This is a genomic window from Oceaniovalibus sp. ACAM 378 (assembly GCF_008085915.1).
GTDB lineage: Bacteria > Pseudomonadota > Alphaproteobacteria > Rhodobacterales > Rhodobacteraceae > Oceaniglobus.
This window is the reverse complement of the sequence record NZ_VSJK01000028.1, coordinates 20,554-37,844: the sequence shown is the minus strand read 5'-3', so window position 1 is coordinate 37,844 and position 17,291 is coordinate 20,554. Positions and strand designations below refer to the sequence as shown.

14 protein-coding genes and 1 pseudogene are annotated in these 17,291 nt (G+C 56.5%); 7 read left to right on the top strand and 8 right to left on the bottom strand.

The window, feature by feature from the left end; translation table 11 throughout:
* Window positions 1–410 precede the first annotated feature (410 nt).
* On the bottom strand, window positions 411–998 hold the full coding sequence (locus FQ320_RS23170; protein ID WP_255509685.1) for an IS30 family transposase: 588 nt from the start codon (window positions 996–998) through the stop codon (window positions 411–413).
* A gap of 390 nt (window positions 999–1,388) precedes the next feature.
* On the opposite strand from FQ320_RS23170, the gene FQ320_RS23165 reads away from it, so the two are divergent.
* On the top strand, window positions 1,389–1,625 hold the full coding sequence (locus FQ320_RS23165) for a hypothetical protein (protein ID WP_148475662.1): 237 nt from the start codon (window positions 1,389–1,391) through the stop codon (window positions 1,623–1,625).
* 27 nt (window positions 1,626–1,652) lie between these two features.
* The gene (locus FQ320_RS23160; RefSeq protein ID WP_187394050.1) at window positions 1,653–3,077 is read left to right on the top strand and encodes a hypothetical protein; all 1,425 of its coding nucleotides are present in this window, start codon (window positions 1,653–1,655) and stop codon (window positions 3,075–3,077) included.
* Between the two features lie 354 nt (window positions 3,078–3,431).
* Here the strand turns inward: FQ320_RS23160 and FQ320_RS23155 are convergent, their stop codons facing one another.
* The 5 genes and pseudogenes from FQ320_RS23155 to FQ320_RS23135 all read right to left on the bottom strand — a co-directional run bounded on the left by FQ320_RS23155 (window position 3,432) and on the right by FQ320_RS23135 (window position 5,913).
* Window positions 3,432–4,085 carry a hypothetical protein gene (locus tag FQ320_RS23155; protein ID WP_148475660.1) on the bottom strand — a complete coding sequence of 218 codons (654 nt, stop codon included), beginning with the start codon at window positions 4,083–4,085 and terminating at the stop codon, window positions 3,432–3,434.
* Window positions 4,082–5,028, bottom strand: a pseudogene (locus tag FQ320_RS23150) (helix-turn-helix domain-containing protein). The gene FQ320_RS23155 and the pseudogene FQ320_RS23150 overlap by 4 nt, the downstream one beginning before the upstream one ends.
* Complete coding sequence (locus FQ320_RS23145; RefSeq protein ID WP_148475659.1) at window positions 5,025–5,420, bottom strand: VRR-NUC domain-containing protein; 396 nt, start codon at window positions 5,418–5,420, stop codon at window positions 5,025–5,027. The pseudogene FQ320_RS23150 and the gene FQ320_RS23145 overlap by 4 nt, the downstream one beginning before the upstream one ends.
* Complete coding sequence (locus FQ320_RS23140; protein ID WP_148475664.1) at window positions 5,417–5,656, bottom strand: hypothetical protein; 240 nt, start codon at window positions 5,654–5,656, stop codon at window positions 5,417–5,419. The genes FQ320_RS23145 and FQ320_RS23140 overlap by 4 nt, the downstream gene beginning before the upstream one ends.
* Window positions 5,656–5,913: an AlpA family transcriptional regulator gene (locus FQ320_RS23135; RefSeq protein ID WP_148475658.1), complete on the bottom strand. Its 258-nt coding sequence runs from the start codon at window positions 5,911–5,913 to the stop codon at window positions 5,656–5,658. Before FQ320_RS23135 ends, FQ320_RS23140 begins: the two co-directional genes overlap by 1 nt.
* 583 nt (window positions 5,914–6,496) lie before the next feature.
* Here FQ320_RS23135 and FQ320_RS23130 point away from each other — a divergent pair.
* Window positions 6,497–7,762 (top strand): site-specific integrase, encoded by a 1,266-nt coding sequence (locus FQ320_RS23130; protein WP_148475657.1) that lies wholly within the window; start codon window positions 6,497–6,499, stop codon window positions 7,760–7,762.
* 25 nt (window positions 7,763–7,787) lie between these two features.
* Here FQ320_RS23130 and FQ320_RS23125 read toward each other — a convergent pair whose 3' ends face one another.
* Complete coding sequence (locus FQ320_RS23125; RefSeq protein WP_148475656.1) at window positions 7,788–8,387, bottom strand: hypothetical protein; 600 nt, start codon at window positions 8,385–8,387, stop codon at window positions 7,788–7,790.
* Between the two features lie 427 nt (window positions 8,388–8,814).
* On the opposite strand from FQ320_RS23125, the gene FQ320_RS23120 reads away from it, so the two are divergent.
* Together FQ320_RS23120 and FQ320_RS23115 are read left to right on the top strand one after the other, a co-directional pair.
* The gene (locus tag FQ320_RS23120) at window positions 8,815–10,596 is read left to right on the top strand and encodes an ATP-dependent endonuclease (RefSeq protein WP_148475655.1); all 1,782 of its coding nucleotides are present in this window, start codon (window positions 8,815–8,817) and stop codon (window positions 10,594–10,596) included.
* Window positions 10,597–10,618: 22 nt separating this feature from the next.
* Window positions 10,619–12,373 (top strand): ATP-dependent helicase, encoded by a 1,755-nt coding sequence (locus FQ320_RS23115; protein WP_222861700.1) that lies wholly within the window; start codon window positions 10,619–10,621, stop codon window positions 12,371–12,373.
* Between the two features lie 688 nt (window positions 12,374–13,061).
* Here the strand turns inward: FQ320_RS23115 and FQ320_RS23110 are convergent.
* Window positions 13,062–15,776, bottom strand: coding sequence for an AAA family ATPase (locus FQ320_RS23110; RefSeq protein WP_148475653.1), 2,715 nt, complete (start codon window positions 15,774–15,776; stop codon window positions 13,062–13,064).
* Between the two features lie 11 nt (window positions 15,777–15,787).
* Between FQ320_RS23110 and FQ320_RS23105 the strand changes: the two genes are divergently transcribed.
* A complete protein-coding gene (locus FQ320_RS23105; protein WP_148475652.1) occupies window positions 15,788–16,069 on the top strand; it encodes a DUF4242 domain-containing protein in 282 nt (93 codons plus the stop codon).
* A gap of 102 nt (window positions 16,070–16,171) precedes the next feature.
* On the top strand, window positions 16,172–16,684 hold the full coding sequence (locus tag FQ320_RS23100) for a GNAT family N-acetyltransferase (protein WP_255509687.1): 513 nt from the start codon (window positions 16,172–16,174) through the stop codon (window positions 16,682–16,684).
* Window positions 16,685–17,291 lie beyond the last annotated feature (607 nt).

Genomic DNA, 17,291 nt, shown 5'->3' with positions numbered 1-17,291 from the left:
GAAGGCGGATAGAAAAATCTGCATGAGGATGAGGACTCCGTGAACGCAATCCCCAATTCAGAATCCATCTCGCCCTCACAGGCAAGAGCGACCGTTCACGCCTTCAGTTCCAAACGCGATTCCCCTGATGCGCCACTTGGAACTCCTGAAAGGGAACCATTTCGAAATTCTATTCCGTTGCCATGCAATGTACCATTCACTACGAACTCTAGCTTGGGGCATTCGGAGTTCGAAGCGCTTCTGATTACCACAATTTCTGGCAGCTCCTGTGCAAAAGCAACGTTTGCAAAACCGGGAAGAGCAAAACCGATTGCGACTGCACACAAATATCTCATTATGAAAGACATCGCGCCACCTCTGTTGATTGATCCAACACTTGTTTCAGATGATCACTCGAACACGCTCTTCAGTCAACGAGAGCCGTGGCGTAGATATCGTGACGGCCATGTGGAGATCGAGCAAAAGGGGCGCTGTCTGCACCGCATACTTAAGTCACGGAGAGGGGCAACTATATGATTCTGTTTATGTTCTATATCGTTTCGAATGGCCAGCAGCTCGCTTTCAAAGACCTCTGCGGACGTTCTAAATCCAACGGATTTGCGCGGCGTGGAGTTGAGGCGGTGCCGAATCGCCCCAAAATATCGATTTATCAGCGCCGTCGGCTCGGTCGAGCGGGGTAGGTACTTTCGTAGCTGGTTGTTGGTATTCTCGACCGCCCCCTTTTGCCAGCGCCCCTGCGGATCACAGAACCAGCGGTCCGCTCCGATCCCGTCCTTCAGACGGCGCGAGGTCGAGAACTCGGTACCCGGACGAAGATTGAAGGTAATCGACTGACGCGCCCCCGCGGGCAGAGGGCGAGACCCCCGGATCAACGCTTCCGTGATCGATTTGGACAGACGGTCTTCGTTGCGCATCACCACCGCGTAGCGGATCACCCACTCGACCAGCGAGGTGATGTTGATCTTGCCATGTTCTTCCGAAACATCATCAAATCGCACTCCCAGTGGTCGAACTTGGTGCGCTCGGAGAATTGTTGGGGCCTGTGTGACAGGCTCTGAATGTCGAAGATATGGGTGCGATTGTGCTGTCGGTAACCACGCGGCCTGCAATGTTTGGGCAGGGACCGATTTCGTCTCCGCGGAAAATCTGGCTGGGGAGTAAAAATTGTTCGGTCGTACACATTCAGCCAATAACAATAGGGACTTCATGCAATCACTGTATCCGCACATGACATTTTCAGTAAACCATGGTACATAAGCATCTGCGAGGGCTGCCGCACATTGATCCCCAATGAACGTCGAACAACCGCGAGTCCCTTGTAGATTATGTGTGGATACACGGAGAGTCCATCAACACGACGAAACGATTTACTGAGAGGAGAGGGTGTGATGTCTTTCGATAACGTAGATTGGGATGACGTAGATTATGACAGTATAGATTGGCATAATATAGATTGGGCGGCAGTCAACTGGGACCAAATTGACTACGATCAAATAGACTGGAAATCCGTAGATTGGGATAGCGTGAACCAGGACGATGTGGACTGGGAGAGTGTAGAGTGGGACGAGATCAATTGGGAAGCATGGGAACGCCTTAGCAGTGGCCGTATTGGTAAGCGCAAATAAATTGCGATGCAAAAATGGGGTTCTTCGATGCAGTCAATCCAAAAATGTGTAAACTTTACAACCTATGCCGCGATATTTTTGAGCGTGCATTTTTGGATGACATTTGTCTCTCAAGGATCGGCTGACCCGCTGAGCATTATGACTTGGGAGGGTAATGGCGTCATCCCGACATGTAATTTTAATTACCCCGGCGAGGAGGAAACACTTGACGGTACCGCTGTCGCAGCACCACATGGGAGCCTTTATTGCCGTCGCGGCGACGGAATGCCATTTGTTACACCAAAACTGTTTCAAACATTCTATAAATTCTCAGATGGCCGCGGCTTCGCCAAAAAGGTCATCTTCTCAGCGACTTACTTTAAAGGTCCAGATATAAAAAATTTCGTTTGCAAGATTGGTGACGAGAGTGTGACCGAAGTCGAGATATTTTCACAAAACGAATTTGTGGGTCGCGAGCACTTGGATGATGACGTTCTTTTGGAGATGTCAAAATGTGTGAGGTCAATTAAAGTCTATTTAATTGGCTGTGATCCTTATCTACCAGATGAAAAAATTTCCGTGAGTTCACGGTGCTTTGACGCCACCTATCCTTACAAAATCGACCGAAACGATCCTGTGAGCCACCATGTAAAAGGGTTGATGGTGGAGTTTGAAAAAAGCGAGAACGGAGTGGGCGAAAACATTTCAGCTTTTGGCAGTGGTAACTTTTTTACTGAGTCGCTACGGACCAATATTGAAGATTGGATCGTTATTTCTGAGACTACACACGGGTCAATACGGCCTTGGTGGGAGTGTATATATAGTTTCTTGAAATCCGTCTCAGAAAGGCCACATTGGTTTGCAGCCGAAAATTACATGACATGCCGCGCTGTAGGGCCGACTGTGTTTGAGGTATCCGAAAGCTTACATTTTAGATATTTTCTTGCTCCCGAGGAATCGAATAAATATTTCGACACTATTCGTGAATTGGTAGGAAAGTCCGGCCGAGTAACAATCGTTGCTCCTACATTTAGGTCGAGTATTTTCGAGGCAATTATCCGTGATAACCCTGATGTTGATTTTCTTTTTTTAGTGGACGATGCTTTCGTAATCGCCTCTGAGCTTAATCAGGAGAGAAACTTTATTGAGCCCCGTGAGGCTAGGGAATTTCTTAAGTATGTGGACGACAACGCGAATATTTCGGTTCGTTTTTTGCAAACTAATCACAATTACAAAGAGCACGATAACTACTCAAACACTGTGCACGCAAGATCAATAGCGTTCTACGATGAAGATGGAGCAGTTGCCTATATTGTTGGCTCGGCACATTTTAAGGATGGCGCTTTTTTTCAGAACACTGAGCAAATGTTTATCCTAGAAGGAGACTTCGCAAAAAGGCATGCCGAATTCACAAACGACCTTGAGAACCGTTCCGTCGATAGGTCGAAGATCGCGCTTTGGTCGCCGGGTTGAGGGGCCTGGACCGCATGGTATTGGCGAGGTCTTGAGCAACGCACAGACTCCGACCGCAAGGGTAGTGTCAATATCGGCGGTTTCCGTCCGCCCAGCCGGTACGACCGCACATCAACAGTTTAGCTTGGTCAGAACCCCGAGGCAAAACCTATCGCGTTTCGGCACGTTTCTGCACGGTCGCGGAAGCTGACGTTCGCCGCAGCCCAACGAACCAACAAGAAGCGCTCGAAGCCGCCTTGCGGCGAAGCAACGCAACGCGCGGCTAAGGGGTCGACTGAATTTCGCCGTCCGACTTCGCGGCCTGACTGGCTCGCACCTGCGGCTAAAGTCCGTTTCCCACCCTTCGTGAAGGGCCTAAGAATTCCAAGGCCGCACCTTTGGCAGTGCTGCCATCACTTCGACATCCCGCAACATGCTCCCCGCCACGAGACCGTCCCGCACCCAGGCTAGCGCCTGCCACCAATCGTCATATCCGCGACGAGCGGACGCAATCTGCTCCGGGTGAGGCCGCCATGTAACAGGACAGGCCAAGACCTCCACCGTTCGCCACTTCCCGCGGGTCAGCACGCGCTCAGTGCCGACCACCACCGTGGTCGCCCGAACACCATGCTGGTTTTTCCGCGTTTCCACCGGGACGCAGCGCGGCACGACGCCGGGCATCCAGTCGGGCGTCAGCCCAGCGCGAGCCAGTTCCGCAACGCGGATCGCCATGCGGATGCCGCCAAGGTGGTCTGGCATTCCGGCGACAGTGGCAGCGATCACCTCGGCATCGGGATGGGTGTAACTGCCCATCTTGTGCTGTCCGCCGTCGACCTTGCAGCCCAGCGCCGCGCGTTGCAGCAGGACGTATTCCAGGCCAAAGCCGAAGCTTTCCTCGGTCACATCCTTCGGCATGGGCAGTTCCAGCTGAGCCTTCTCGATCCGGAACGCCCATTCCAGTGCCGCCTGCACGCCCAGCGCACGTTTTATGCGTCCGCTGCGAATGAGGTTGGGTCTTTGAAAGGTCATTGCACACCTCGCATCCGGAGGCGTTCGGGTGTCACCAGTCCGCGTGCCAGCATCGCCCCGCACATCGCTTTGCTGATCATGCTGGGGGGCAGGTATTCGTCGGAGTTCACCTTGGCCGCATAGAACGCCGCCAGCTCATCCGGGCAGGGCGGTGGCGTGCCCTGGGCCTTGCGGCTGCGCTTGGATTTCCGGACCCGGCAACTTGCGACAGCGTCCTGCGCATCGCGCTGGGCTGTGCGTTCCATGAACCGGTCGAGCGCTTTGGGCCCATCAGGCGGGTTCGGGTGATAGCCCCGGGTCTCGGTGGCGACCTCGATGATTCGGTCCTCGGAAAGCCCGAGATCATCGGTCCAGCGGCGAACTTGCGCCCGGGCTGGCGCGCCCTGCCACCAGGCGGGCAGGCTGGCATTTGCGGCGAAGCCCAGCGCCAAGAGCAGCTCTGCAAAGAACCGATCAAAATCGGCATCGCGCGCAGCCGCGTCCTCCTCCTCCTTTACTGGTTTACTTAAAGGTTCTCTTACAAGGTTAGTGTCGCAATTTGAGACACGGGATTGGTCATTTTTGAGACACGGGTTTGCGTCAAATTGAGACACGGGGTTTCAGCCTCTCCTGCCTCAAAGGGATTGGTTGAATCACCCTCGACTTGGCCCGGCCCGCGCGGCGCGAACCCTGGCTCGCAGCCCAGCAGATAGCGGGTGGGGCGCTGCTGCCCAGTCTTGGGATCTATGACCCTGATCCGACGAATGAGTCCGCGTGCTTCCAGCTCGTCGAGGTGGCGGTTCAGCGTTGCCCGACTGATCTCGCAATCATGGGCAAGCCGAACCTGCGAGGGGAAGCAGCCAAAGTCCGCGTTGAACCGGTCGCAAAGGTGCCAGAGCACGATTTTGGTGGTGGGCTTCAGACCGCGCTGCTTGATGGCCCAGTTGGTGGCGTCATGGCTCATGGCGCGGGCCTCCGCACAGGGGGCGCAATGCGCGTCGTAAAACCGTGATCGACCAGCGCGCCCAGCGCATCGTCGAGGCTGCGCACCAGCGCCCAGCCAAAGCCCTGCGCCAGCACCGTATCGCGGAAGGTCTCCTGCGGCTGACGCAACCGCCCTTTCGGCGCTTTCAGCTCGAGGAACAGCACGCGGCCGTCGCAGAGGACCATCAGATCGGCAAAACCCGCATGGACGCCCATGCCGACGAGGATCGCCTGGCGCTTTGCGCCGCGGGGGCCAGCCTCGGTCACCTCGTTGGCGCAGTGATGGATGATTGCCGTGCGGGGCAGCGCGAGGCGCAGGGCCTGCACGACGGCACGCTGCAGATCAGCTTCGGGTGTGCCGCGGCGCGTCATCGAGCGGTCCTCCCGTTCTCTTCGCGCTGGGCACGCCGCACCGGCCGCCTTGCGTCGATCACCACCAACAGCCGCTGTGCGCCTTCACGCTCGGCCGGGGTGTCGCCATGGGCGGCCAGGACATTGCAGGCGAGCCGGATCAGGTGGTCGGAATGATGCGCGACATTGGCGATGACGGCACGTGCCTCTGCCAGCCGATCAGCGGGCCAGTCGGATTTGCGGTTTTGACTGACCATCACCGACGCCCTCCTGAACGGCGGCGCCGCGGGGCGGCTTGCTCCTGCTCTTCCAGCCATTCTTCGACGGCGGCGCGGCGGTAATAAACCTTCCGACCGGCGCGCACGCAGGGCGGTCCAAAGCGCTGGGCCTCCCAGCGGCGCAGTGTGTCGACCGACAGGCCGAGCTCCAGCGCGAGATCAAGACGGCTGATCCAGCCAACCAGCAGCGTGCGTCGTTTGTCCTTTGGGTCTGGCATCGATCCGAGATGCGGCATCGGGGTCTCCCTGTTTCTGAGCCCGGTGACGGTGTGCGTCGGGGGGCGTTTGCTCAGAGCAGTGAGCGCAGGGCCGAAGGGGTGGCGGGAAGGCGCAGGGTGGCGGAAAGGAAGCCGCTCTTGCGCCACCCCTTATTTTATTGGGTTCTCGGCGTTGATGAGCGTGGAGTGGCGCTGTGCGAGACTTCGCGGCCCGGGGCCGAAATGGACACCTAAGCTGCAAACACCTGCGAACAGCCGGATTGACAGGCTTTGACGGGCGTTGGTGGGCAAAGAGGGGGTGGCATCCGGCATGGCACCCCTGCCACCCATTGATTTCATTGGATATTCGCAAATTCGCGCCGGTCTTGTTGGGGATTTTCTCCTGGAGGGAGCCATCCTTGGCCACGATTCATGTTTCGGATCGGGATGGGCGGCCCTGTCCGCCGATCTGCCCAGAGCCGGAACGCCATAAAAACATGGGGTGGCGCAATGATGGCGACCTTTCCGCCACCCTCTGCCTCCCTGCCACCCGGGTCCGCATGCTTGACTTGATAGTGCGGCGAAACCACGCCTCATGTCGGATGCAAGAAGGATCCAACGCATGCCCGAACGCATCAAACTGACCGAAAAAGTGCTCCGCGAGGCCGAACCTGCTGCTGGGCGCGACTACCAGATCTTCGACACGGAGGTGCGCGGCTTTGCCGCCTGCATCTATCGCGGCGGCGGTCGGGCCTTCACGCTCGATTACCGCAACGCCGGGCGACAGCGCCGGATGACCTTCGCACGCTGGCCGGACTGGTCCGTATCAGCGGCGCGGGAGCGGGCTAAAGAACTGCGCCGGGACATCGACGCCGGGGGCGATCCGCTTGCCCAGCGCGAAACCAAACGTGAGGCTCCTCGCGTCACGGACCTGATCGACCGCTACTGCGCCGAGCATCTGCCGAAGCTGTCAGAACGCAGTGCCGCCGACCAGCGATCTGCACTGGCAAAGCTGGTGGCACCTGTCTGGGGCCGCAAACTGGTGACGGAAATCACGCAAACCGACGTCGATAAGCTGCTGACCAAAATTGCCGCGGGCCGGGCTCGCCCGCACAAGGACAAGCCCAACAACCGGGCGCGCAAATTGCAGCCCGCGAAGCCTACGCCGGTGCGCGCCAACCGCATCGGCGAAGTCCTACGCAAGATGTTCACACTGGCCGTCCAATGGGGATGGTGCGAGGACAACCCTGCCCAGCGCTTCCATCGGCGCATCGAAACCCCGCGCGAACGGTTTCTATCGCAGGAAGAAATCGCCAGCCTCGCGGCAGCTCTGGATGCTGCGGAAGATCGCCGCGCTGCTGACATCATCCGGATGTGCATGCTGACCGGTGCCCGGTTGGGCGAGGTGCGACAGGCGCAGTTCGAACAGTTCAACCTCGAACACATGAGCTGGTCAAAGCCGCCCGCCATGACGAAACAACGCCGCGCGCACCGCGTGCCAATCTCGGACGAAACGGCAGCCATCGTGCGCCAGCGTCAGCTTTTGGTTCCGCGCGGCAACCCGTGGCTGTTCCCCGGAGATGTGCCTGGCCAGCCGGTGCAGGAGGTGCGCCGATTCTGGGCGCAGATCCAGAAGACATGCGGGTTGTCTGATGTGCACATCCACGACCTGCGCCACACCTTCGCCTCGCTGCTGGTGAGTGGCGGTGCGTCACTGGAAATTATCGGCAAGCTGCTGGGCCACAGCCAGATGCAGACGACCCTGCGCTATGCGCACCTGATGGACTCGCCCCTGCGCGCCGGGGTCGATGCCGTCGCCATTGCGTTTCGGTCGAAACCCCGGCTGGTCCATGACGCGGGCGATCACGGCGACGCCAAGTCGGCCTGACGCGGCCCGGCGCGGACCCGGATCATCACGCATCCTCCCGCCGCACGGCTTTCCATATTGGCGTGATCCGCCGCCGAATGCTGCGGCTGTCGGGCATCTTCTTGCCATTCGTCTGATCCGCGAACCATTCCTGCATCTCGGCGACCAACTCGGCTTGGGTCGGGGGAAACCCGTGGTCGTGAATACGCAGGATCAGGGCAACCATCATCCCCTCCCAGTCATAGGATGTTGCGGCACCGGGCCCTGTCGCCACACGCCGAACCATATCGTTTTCCTCTTCAAACGTGTGGACGTCTTCAGCCAGGATCATCATGTCGGCCAAACCAACAGGAATGCCGCCAGCGGGTTCCGTGATCAGCAGCCAATCCTGGCGACCCAAAGGTTGGATGCGCCGCATCATACCTTCAGATGGGCCTGTGCCACACCGACGGAACAGCGGGAGCAATTCCATCGGGGACAGGACGACCTTGCCTGCAACGATGTCCTCGCCACAGCGGACAGCTGCGATCCCGGTCAGGATCTGAAATCTGTCCGTATCGGCCCAGGCCGCGATATCTGCGATGTTACAACCCCAGCGCGCGGAGGCCTCGTGAAGGGTGAAAAACACGCGCGGCGGCAGGGCCATGATCGATACCTCCTCATCTGGACAGAGGACGAGCCGTACTCAAACCGCCTGCTACCCGCGCCGGGAAAGCGCGGAGTAAGTATGATCGGAGACAACGCCGTTCAGAGCGCCAGAGCGCCGCGACCTTGTCCAAAGTGCCATTCCGATAGACCTGTTATGCTTTTGGTTGAGGACTGCTCTCCCCACACGCGCAAGTTGAAGTAGGCTTCGATTCGGAGCAAGAGGGGGAAGAAATGAAGTTGTGGATAAAATTCAGGCAGGTGTGGAGTGGCTGCGATTAAGTTTAAAACCTGTTTGTGGGTCTGGTGGGGGACCATTTGTCTAAGCTTTTCCATCATGCTGGTCTACGGGCTTCATCGGCACGTTGACTCTCTCATTAGGCGAAGCCCAAGCTGAGCGGACAATACAAAATGAATCGGAAACTTTAGTGCGACTTTCAAATCTTAGCGTTCGTAACTTCCGAAATTTTCAAGCGGTAGATGTACCGCTCTCGCGCAACGTTGTTCTTTTAGGGGAGAACCGAGTCGGGAAAAGCAACCTGCTATTTGCAATCCGTCTGGTTCTAGACCCAATGCTCTCAGATTCTACACGACAGCTTAAGCTTTCAGACTTCTGGGATGGCTGCGACTTAACGACGGCTCCACAGATTGAGGTTCATCTAGATTTCGCTGAATTTGACACGGATGATGCTCTACTTGCGCTGCTGACCGATTTCCGAATAGCAGCAGATCCCGAAATAGCACGCTTAAGTTATGTATTCCGAAAGAAGCCGGAAGTTTTAGGCACCCCACAATCTGGGGAGGATTTCGAGTTCATCGTCTATGGCGGAGGAGATGAGGCGCGATCAATACCAAATCGTGTGCGCCGTCGTATTGCTATCGACATGCTAGATGCACTTCGCGACGCGGAAGCACAGTTAGGTTCGTGGCGGAGTTCTCCGCTGAGACCCTTGTTAGAAGACGCAATTGCTTCGGTCAGCCGTGCTGATCTTGACGCCGTCGCCTCAGACTTGGAAGGCGCAACAAAAAAGCTTGAGGGTTTTCAGTCGATACAGGATCTCGAAACCTCGCTTCGTTCTGGGATACTCGACCTTGCAGGCACCTCTCAAGATATTGATGCACGCTTGCGATTTGCTCCGACAGACCCTCTTCGCCTTTTTCGGTCAATTGCGATGTTCATCGACAACGGTAAGCGCGGTATCGCCGAAGCCAGTCTTGGTTCAGCGAACGTTGCCCTTATCGCGCTCAAGCTTGCTGAGTTCGCTTGGCGTCGAGCAAAAAATGAACGGAATTATTCACTTCTGTGCATCGAGGAGCCAGAAGCACATCTCCATCCCCAACTGCAGAGGGCTGTGTTCGACAAACTGTTTAATGACGGAGATACAGCCCAAGCACTTATTGTGACCAGCCACTCACCAACACTCGCGGCAGTTGCCCCAGTCCGTTCGATTGTGCAGCTGCGGGCTGTGGACGGTGCGACGAAGGCGTACTCTTTGGCAAATCTACCGGTCACCGCTGAAGAATTAGAAGATATAGAACGCTATCTCACAGCGACCCGTTCCGAGATATTGTTCTCTCGTGGGGTACTTTTTGTAGAAGGTGATGCCGAGGAGGCGCTGGTTCCTGTCTTCGCCGACTCAATGGGTAGCAATCTTGACCGCCTGGGCATCGCAGTCTGCAATGTTGCTGGGACCAATTTTCGGCCTTACGTCAAACTTGCGGCGTGCCTCGGCCTTCCATTCTCTGTGATCACCGATTGGGATCCCCTTGATGGAAGCAAGCTTCCTTTGGGTTTGACCCGCGTTCTCGATCTAATTGACGACAAGCGATTGCTTACAGGTCGTCCGAAGTTCACACAGGAGGAACGGGCAAAATGGGAGTCCAGTGACCACGCGAAGTTTAGTGCCGCTGCGTCAAAGGCAGGATACTTCCTCAATGACTTAACCTTTGAAATCTCAGTAGCCAACACCGCGGGCCTTCAGACAACTCTACTCGATATTCTGGGCGAACAGGGATTTGGGCCGACGCGCAGCGCCCGGATCGCCAATTGGCGATCAGGAACTCAGGTCGACTCTGCACACCTCCTCGCAATGGTGGCTGACATAGGCAAAGGTCGCCTCAGCGCTAAACTTGCGAAGAAATTACCAGACGGTTTGGCTCCACCGGCATACATCTCTGCTGCAGTGCAGTTCGTTGTAGACCGTGTCTAATTTCCAAGAAATTTCGCGGGCGTTGGGCGAACTCGCAAAAAATCCGGAGCAAAACGAAGCTGTCCGCGAGAGGGGCCACTGCATCGTCCTAGCGGGTCCTGGCAGTGGCAAAACAAAGACGCTAACCACTGCGATGGCGCGTGCACTGGTCGAAGATGTTGTGGATCCGCGTGGTGTTGCTTGCATCACCTACAACAACGAATGTGCCATTGAGCTGGAAGGCCGCTTAGCGACACTGGGGGTAGTGGGCGGTGGCCGTTGCTTTATAGGCACGGTTCACAGCTTTGCCCTTACGCAAGTGATAATGCCCTACGCAAGATGCATTCCAGGTTTGCTTCCAACGGAATTCCGAGTTGCTACTGTTGCAGAGTGCCGGGCAGCCGTAGAAACTGCTTACGCGACAATATCCAGCGACGCGGCCGATCCGCACAAACGCTGGAGCTTTGCTTCGGAAAAACGTCGTCGTGATGTTGATCGTAGTTCGCCGGATTGGCGAGGGCGCAACCCAGAGTTGGCAGACTTCGTTGAAGCCTACGAGGCAGAGCTTCGACGCCGCGGGCTAATTGACTTTGAAGACATGCCACTGATCGCCTTCCGACTGATCAAGGATTTTGTGTGGATACGCTCCGCTCTTAGGGCCCGATTCCCAGTCCTGTTCGTCGATGAATATCAAGACCTAGGGCATGCACTGCACGAACTGGTGCTTCTGCTTTGCTTCAAAGCTGAGATTAGGCTCTTTGCCGTGGGTGATGCTGACCAGTCGATCTATGGCTTTGCAGGCGCCAATCCTGATCTGCTGCAGAGTCTGACCGCGCGGCCTGATGTTAGGGTGGTTCGGCTGAGATTCAACTATCGATCCGGTTCAAAGATTATTCGTGCGTCGATGGGCGCTCTGGGCGAAGAGCGTGATTATCGAAGCCCGGAATCCGCGCCGGAGGGGGAACTAACATTCTGGAAGGTGCAAGGAGGGATCGATAGGCAGGCCGAAGCCATTGCTTCGACGGTGCTTCCTGCGCTTCTAGAGCGACATCCTAGAGAACAAGTCGCCATTCTATATCGTGCAGCATGGCTTGGCGACAAAATCGCACTGTCGCTTGATGGCGAGGGGATCCCATATGCTCGCACCGACGGAAACGCTCTGATAAAACGCAGCTCAAGATTGGCGCGATTTATTGAAGCTTGCGCTTGCTGGGTGACCGGCGGTTGGCGGGAGGCGGATCCGCCTTACGAACGCCTTCTTAATCAAGCCCAATCGCTTGTTTTCAACCGTCGGACGAATGATGCAGAAGAGACTTTGTTGTCACAGCAGCTAATTTCATTCCTCCGAAGAAAGAAAGAACCTATCGGAAGTACGCATTCGTGGCTGAAGCAATTTGAACTCGACTTGATCGGGAGCTGGAAGAAGGTGACGCGGAACCCGCATGCAGAGTGGGAGGTGTGCGCCGATCTGATCCAAAAAACCGATCCTGCTGGCGGAAAGGACATGCCATTAAATGTTTTTGCAGGAAGGATCTTGGGAAGCGGCCGCGTCAACATGAGCACGCTACACAGTGCGAAGGGTCGTGAATTCGATGCGGTTATTTTGTTTGGAATGAACGACGGAGATATCCCGAGCGCGCGTGATAAGAAGAGTTCAGCTGGCTTGCGAGAGGCCCGTCGCCTCTTCTATGTCGGTGTAACTCGCCCCAGGAAAGAACTGTCCATTGTTTATCAAGATGGAAACCACTCGCCGTGGGTAGCAGAACTTTATGCTCGAAGCCAACAAACGGATGAATAGGTTTTCGGATGGCCGATTGGCCGGGAAAACGTTTGAATAAGGACCCATATAGGCTCGTCTCCGAGTATAATTTCAGCAGGACGTGGGTTGAATTTCGGCTGTTGGAAAATCGGAACTGACAGAAATATCCACAGTTGCTGATCATTATACGGTGGGTTGGCAAACGGGCTACATCAACGCCACATCAACCTGCGACTGTATGTTTCACGCTGGTTTTGCCGGTTAATCCGGGCGAATGCTGGTGTGCGCAGGGGGGGAATCGCGCTTGATCAAAGGGTTATCCCGCAAGCGATTGATATTTATAAGTTATTGGATTTACTAGAACTTTGGCTCATAACCTGAAGGTCGTAGGTTCAAATCCTACTCCCGCAACCAAAAAACCAATCAGTATCAATATGCTAACAGCCGCCCTCCGGGGCGGCTTTTGCATGTCCGCATTCCAGGTCAACACTAGGTCAACAAAACAACCCAAACTGCGTGCGAATCCAGTGCCTTAGTAGTCAAACCCGTACTCAACCGCGTCAAAACGGACCAAGCCCGCGCTCAATCGAGAAAAGTGGGATCGGCAGCACGCGGCACCTGCGACGACCGTGAGATGAGCGTTAGCGGTGTGCGCCAAGAACCCGGATATCTTGCGCCATGCCAATGTCGACAATTTCGGTTAATATACTTTTTGCTGCCATACCGATCAGATCAAATCCTTCGTTTGCGCCAAGGCGACAGCTTGCCCTCGAGTTCGAACCTCCAACTTTGCAAGGATGGCCGATACGTGGTGATCCACCGTTATTGTCGAGACGAACAGGCGCTGACCAATATCCGAGTTTGACAGACCTTCGGCCAATAGCCCAAGTACCGTCATCTGTCGCCGGGTTAGTCCGGACGGATTAGATCTGGTGGCAGAATGCGGCCCTCGCGGAATTGAGCGTGACCCTTGCAGGCGCAAAGACCGCCGAAACCTGTCTGCAACAGCCTTTGCGCCCAGATCATTCAGACAAGCCAGACCCTGATGCTGCGCCGCCTCATCGCCTGACATCAGCACCAAAGCGCGGTCGTAGGGACAATGAAGTTCCGACCAGGCCGCAGCGGCCTTTGCCCAATGCCCGGCCGCGATCAATTGGTAGGGCATTGCGATAGGAAGTTCAGGCAGATCCTTGATGCCCAGCTTTTGCGCCCAAAAACACAATTCACCTGCCGTCCAGATATCGCCTGTCTTGCTTGCCAGACGCGCGGCTTGATTGATCAAATCAGCGAGCTTTCCATCCACTGATCCGGAGATCCAGGCGTGCTCGGCACAAATCGAGACATACAAGAGGAAGCGGGGCGGCTCGTTTCCTGTGTCCATGTATGAGGCAAGCATAGCAATAAGATCTGCAACGTCTGGATCGCCCCGGCGCAACCGGATACGGGCCAACGCCGACACCGCAGGAAAACGCAGCATGGGCGACGCCTCAATAGCCAGAATCTCCTCCTGCGCGATCGCGGCGGCCTCGTCCCACCTCCCTTCCCTCAAAAGCAACTGCGCCTGACACCCGTGGATGTAAGTTCGCCAAGTTTCCAGATCTCGTTCGGTGCAATACGTCAAACCGGCCTCTAGAAACCGATGGGCATTTGCATGTTCCAGCCACTGGATCTCGACATAGGCGCGGTTGGTGTAGTTCCGCGCGACATGATCAGGCAAATCGTTTTCCAGCGCGATCTGCAGGCTGCGGTCAAGATTGTGCCGTGCGGCGGTCTTGTCAGTCCAGCGCTGCGCAGCTCCTGAATTATTCAATGCGTGTGAGATGATGTCGTTGCGACCGAGTCGTTTGGCGATGGCGATCGTCTTTTGGCTCCAGCGCAGTGTTGCCGTTGCATCATCTTCCAACATCGACAGCTGACCGAGGTTCGAATAAGCCATTGCCAACTCGGCCCCTGGCTCGTCCGCCTCAAGAATTGCCAATGCGTCCTGCCCATACTGGTCGGCCAAAACACGATTTCCGGACAGATAGTGTATTCGGGAAATCCACCGCAGATTATCCCCTTCTGTCAGACGATCGCCGTCTATCCTGTTGAGTTCTAGCGCAGTTTCATAGGCAGCAATTGCTTCTTCCAACTTGCCAATCAGATGCAGCTCGAATGCATGTTTTTCGAGCAGCCGTGCCCGCTGTTGTGCATCCAGATCGCCCGCAACCGACAATGCCGTACCATAGTGTTGAGCCGCTTCGCGATGTGCCCCCGCAAGCGAAGCGGCGGCGGCAGCGAGCGGAGCCAACTCACCGACATATGCAACGTCGCCTGCAGCCTTGGCGTGATGGACGAGATGCGAAATTGAAACCCTTGGCTCTTTCCGCAGGACCGAAAGAGCCTTGCGGTTGATCTCGCGGCGCGTATCGGCAGGAAGTGTGCTTTCCACGGCCCGGCGGGCTATTTCGTGGCGAAAGGCGTAGTCCCCGTCTCCTGCAACGATGAGGCCAGCCATCACGGCGCGACCAATCCCATCGAAATCCTCGGGGCAGATCTGTCGGATAGCCCAAATCTCCGCGCGACGTGGGAAGACTGCAATTGTTTGAACTACACGCTGACAGGGCACTGGAAAGCGATCAAACCGCGCCAGGACGGCTTCGCGCACTGTGGCTGGCAGCGCATCACCGCCCCGCAAGAGCTCGGTGACGAAAAACGCATTGCCACTGCTGAGCTGGTAGACCTTGTTGCCGTCCATTCCGGCATTCTTGGCAAGCGTCTCGACGGCCGCGGCGCTCAGGTTGGGCAGGTCGATATAGGTTTTCTGCTCGGTTGGGATTTGTCCCAACGCCGTTCGCAGACGGGCACGGGCAGAGCTGTCCTCATTGCGGGCCGTCACGATCAGCAGCACCGGCTTGTTCGCTATGCGACGGCCAAGAAAACGCACAAGATCAAGCGTTGCGCCATCGGCCCAGTGAAGATCCTCGATGATCGCAATTATCTGATCTTCGGACAGAGCCTGCAGAACATCGGAAAATAGTTCGATCCTGTGGCCCGGCTGAGGTGTCGCGGCAAAAACCGGCAGCTGGGATTCGCGTGCCCAATCGCTCAACGGACCCAGCGCCTCTGGCGTTGACAGGTCTTCGCAGGCCCCCCAGAGAACACGGGTCTGAGCCGCCTCGACGAAGTGCCGCAAGAGCGCTGTCTTGCCTGCCCCCGCATCGCCCGACAGACAAACCACGTGCCCCAGACCACGACGCGCGTTACCAAGCCGCTCATTCAAGATGTCGATCAGTGTTTCGCGCTCATAAAGTTTCATGACGACCATGATAGCAGCACTTGGCAAACCTGTATGCTGCCACCGCATTGGCCGGAAAATAGGGCGTACGATGGCAAAAAATAGGTAGTCCTCCCGATGCGGCCGCTGCAACGAAGCGACAGACTGGCTCCATGCAACCGACAAGGAGTAGCAGCATGCCCAAGTTCATCGTTGAAAGAAACATTCCCGGCGCCGAAAAGCTGACGGGGGAAGAGCTTTGCGGGATTTCAAAAAAATCGAATGCTGTCGTTGATGGTCTCGGCGTCCCTTACGTCTGGCACCACACCTATGCGGCGGGCGACAAGCTTTACTGCGTTCACGAGGCCGACAGCGCCGACGCAATTTACCGTCACGCCAAGGAGGGTGGCTTTCCGGCTGATCTTGTGGCCGAGATCAAAAGCACCTTCGGACCGGAAACGGCCAACGCCGCGACCTGAAGCTATCAACAGAGGGGGCAGATCAGATCTGTCCCCTTGATGCACCAATCATGACGATCCGTCAGCAAACTGCCGACGTGACATCGAAATCGAGTGATCATCATGCTTACTATCTCTCAGGCAAAGACGACCGACGAGATGGACGCTGTCCGCGGTCTCATGCGATCTTTCGTGGCTTGGCATCAAACCCGTCATGCGCAGTACCGCAACCTTATCGACAAATACTTTGATGCGGCGGCATTCGAGGCCGAACTGACCAATCTTCCTGGACATTTTGCGCCGCCACGCGGGCGTCTTCTGGTCGCGAAAGATGGCCAAAATGTCGTCGGATGTGTCGCGCTGCACAATCTGGGCGACGGTATTTGCGAAATGAAGCGCATGTTCGTCACCTCTGCGCACCAAGGCCAGGGCATCGGCCAGGCACTTGGGGCGCGCATCATCAAGGAAGCCCGCCAGATTGGGTACAGCCTGATGCGTTTGGATACCGGGCCGCTCCAGAACGAAGCGCAGGGCCTTTATGAGCGGCTCGGGTTTCGCCGAACCAAGCCCTACTACCCATTGGATCAGGATATGCGATCCTGGCTGATTTTCATGGAACTGGATTTGAAGACTTGAGCAAACGCACTGCGAACTTGATGGTACGGTCAATGCCCACGAAAAGATGGAGCTTGCCCTCGGCGGTCTGCACCTTGGGAATGTCCCCTCTCGTGCATGTAAACATGCAATGCCGGGCAATGGACATGAAAGAACCCGCCTCTCATCGCTGCAAGCAGCGACTGCCGGGCAATGGATCGCTGTATTGCTGCTCGGACAGCGTGCGCCCCTCTCGGGCATCATGCTGATGCCCTGCCGGTCAAAGGGATCGTGGCGCTGCCGTGACGAACTTGACCCATAGTGCTTCCTTCCATTCCTGAGAAAGGATCGCACCATCAAACCATGTGATGGAACACCTAGGGTGTCATTCTGCCCCCTACCGGACTCGACCCCGGTCTGCGATCAGCCGGATTTCGGTTTGATCCAAGCCCAGACCCGCCATTGCGGAAATCACCGCGCAATTTCGCGCGCCGAGCCGCGGCAAAATACGAACGGCGCGCTCAGTGCATCAAGGTCGCTGAGGTCTTCGGCATCGGGGGCCTTTCCGGGCCTTGATTATCTTCTCGACTTCCCAACGGCTTGTAACAGCAACGGCTCGTTTCCAAAAGCTGCTGACATTTGCTTGGCA

Coding starts and splice junctions, on each gene's coding strand:
- FQ320_RS23165 (WP_148475662.1), top strand. CDS start 1,389: ATGTCTTTCGATAACGTAGATTGGGATGACGTAGATTATGACAGTATA.
- FQ320_RS23160 (WP_187394050.1), top strand. CDS start 1,653: ATGCAGTCAATCCAAAAATGTGTAAACTTTACAACCTATGCCGCGATA.
- FQ320_RS23155 (WP_148475660.1), bottom strand. CDS start 4,085: ATGACCTTTCAAAGACCCAACCTCATTCGCAGCGGACGCATAAAACGT.
- FQ320_RS23145 (WP_148475659.1), bottom strand. CDS start 5,420: ATGACGCGCCGCGGCACACCCGAAGCTGATCTGCAGCGTGCCGTCGTG.
- FQ320_RS23140 (WP_148475664.1), bottom strand. CDS start 5,656: ATGGTCAGTCAAAACCGCAAATCCGACTGGCCCGCTGATCGGCTGGCA.
- FQ320_RS23135 (WP_148475658.1), bottom strand. CDS start 5,913: ATGCCGCATCTCGGATCGATGCCAGACCCAAAGGACAAACGACGCACG.
- FQ320_RS23130 (WP_148475657.1), top strand. CDS start 6,497: ATGCCCGAACGCATCAAACTGACCGAAAAAGTGCTCCGCGAGGCCGAA.
- FQ320_RS23125 (WP_148475656.1), bottom strand. CDS start 8,387: ATGGCCCTGCCGCCGCGCGTGTTTTTCACCCTTCACGAGGCCTCCGCG.
- FQ320_RS23105 (WP_148475652.1), top strand. CDS start 15,788: ATGCCCAAGTTCATCGTTGAAAGAAACATTCCCGGCGCCGAAAAGCTG.
- FQ320_RS23100 (WP_255509687.1), top strand. CDS start 16,172: ATGCTTACTATCTCTCAGGCAAAGACGACCGACGAGATGGACGCTGTC.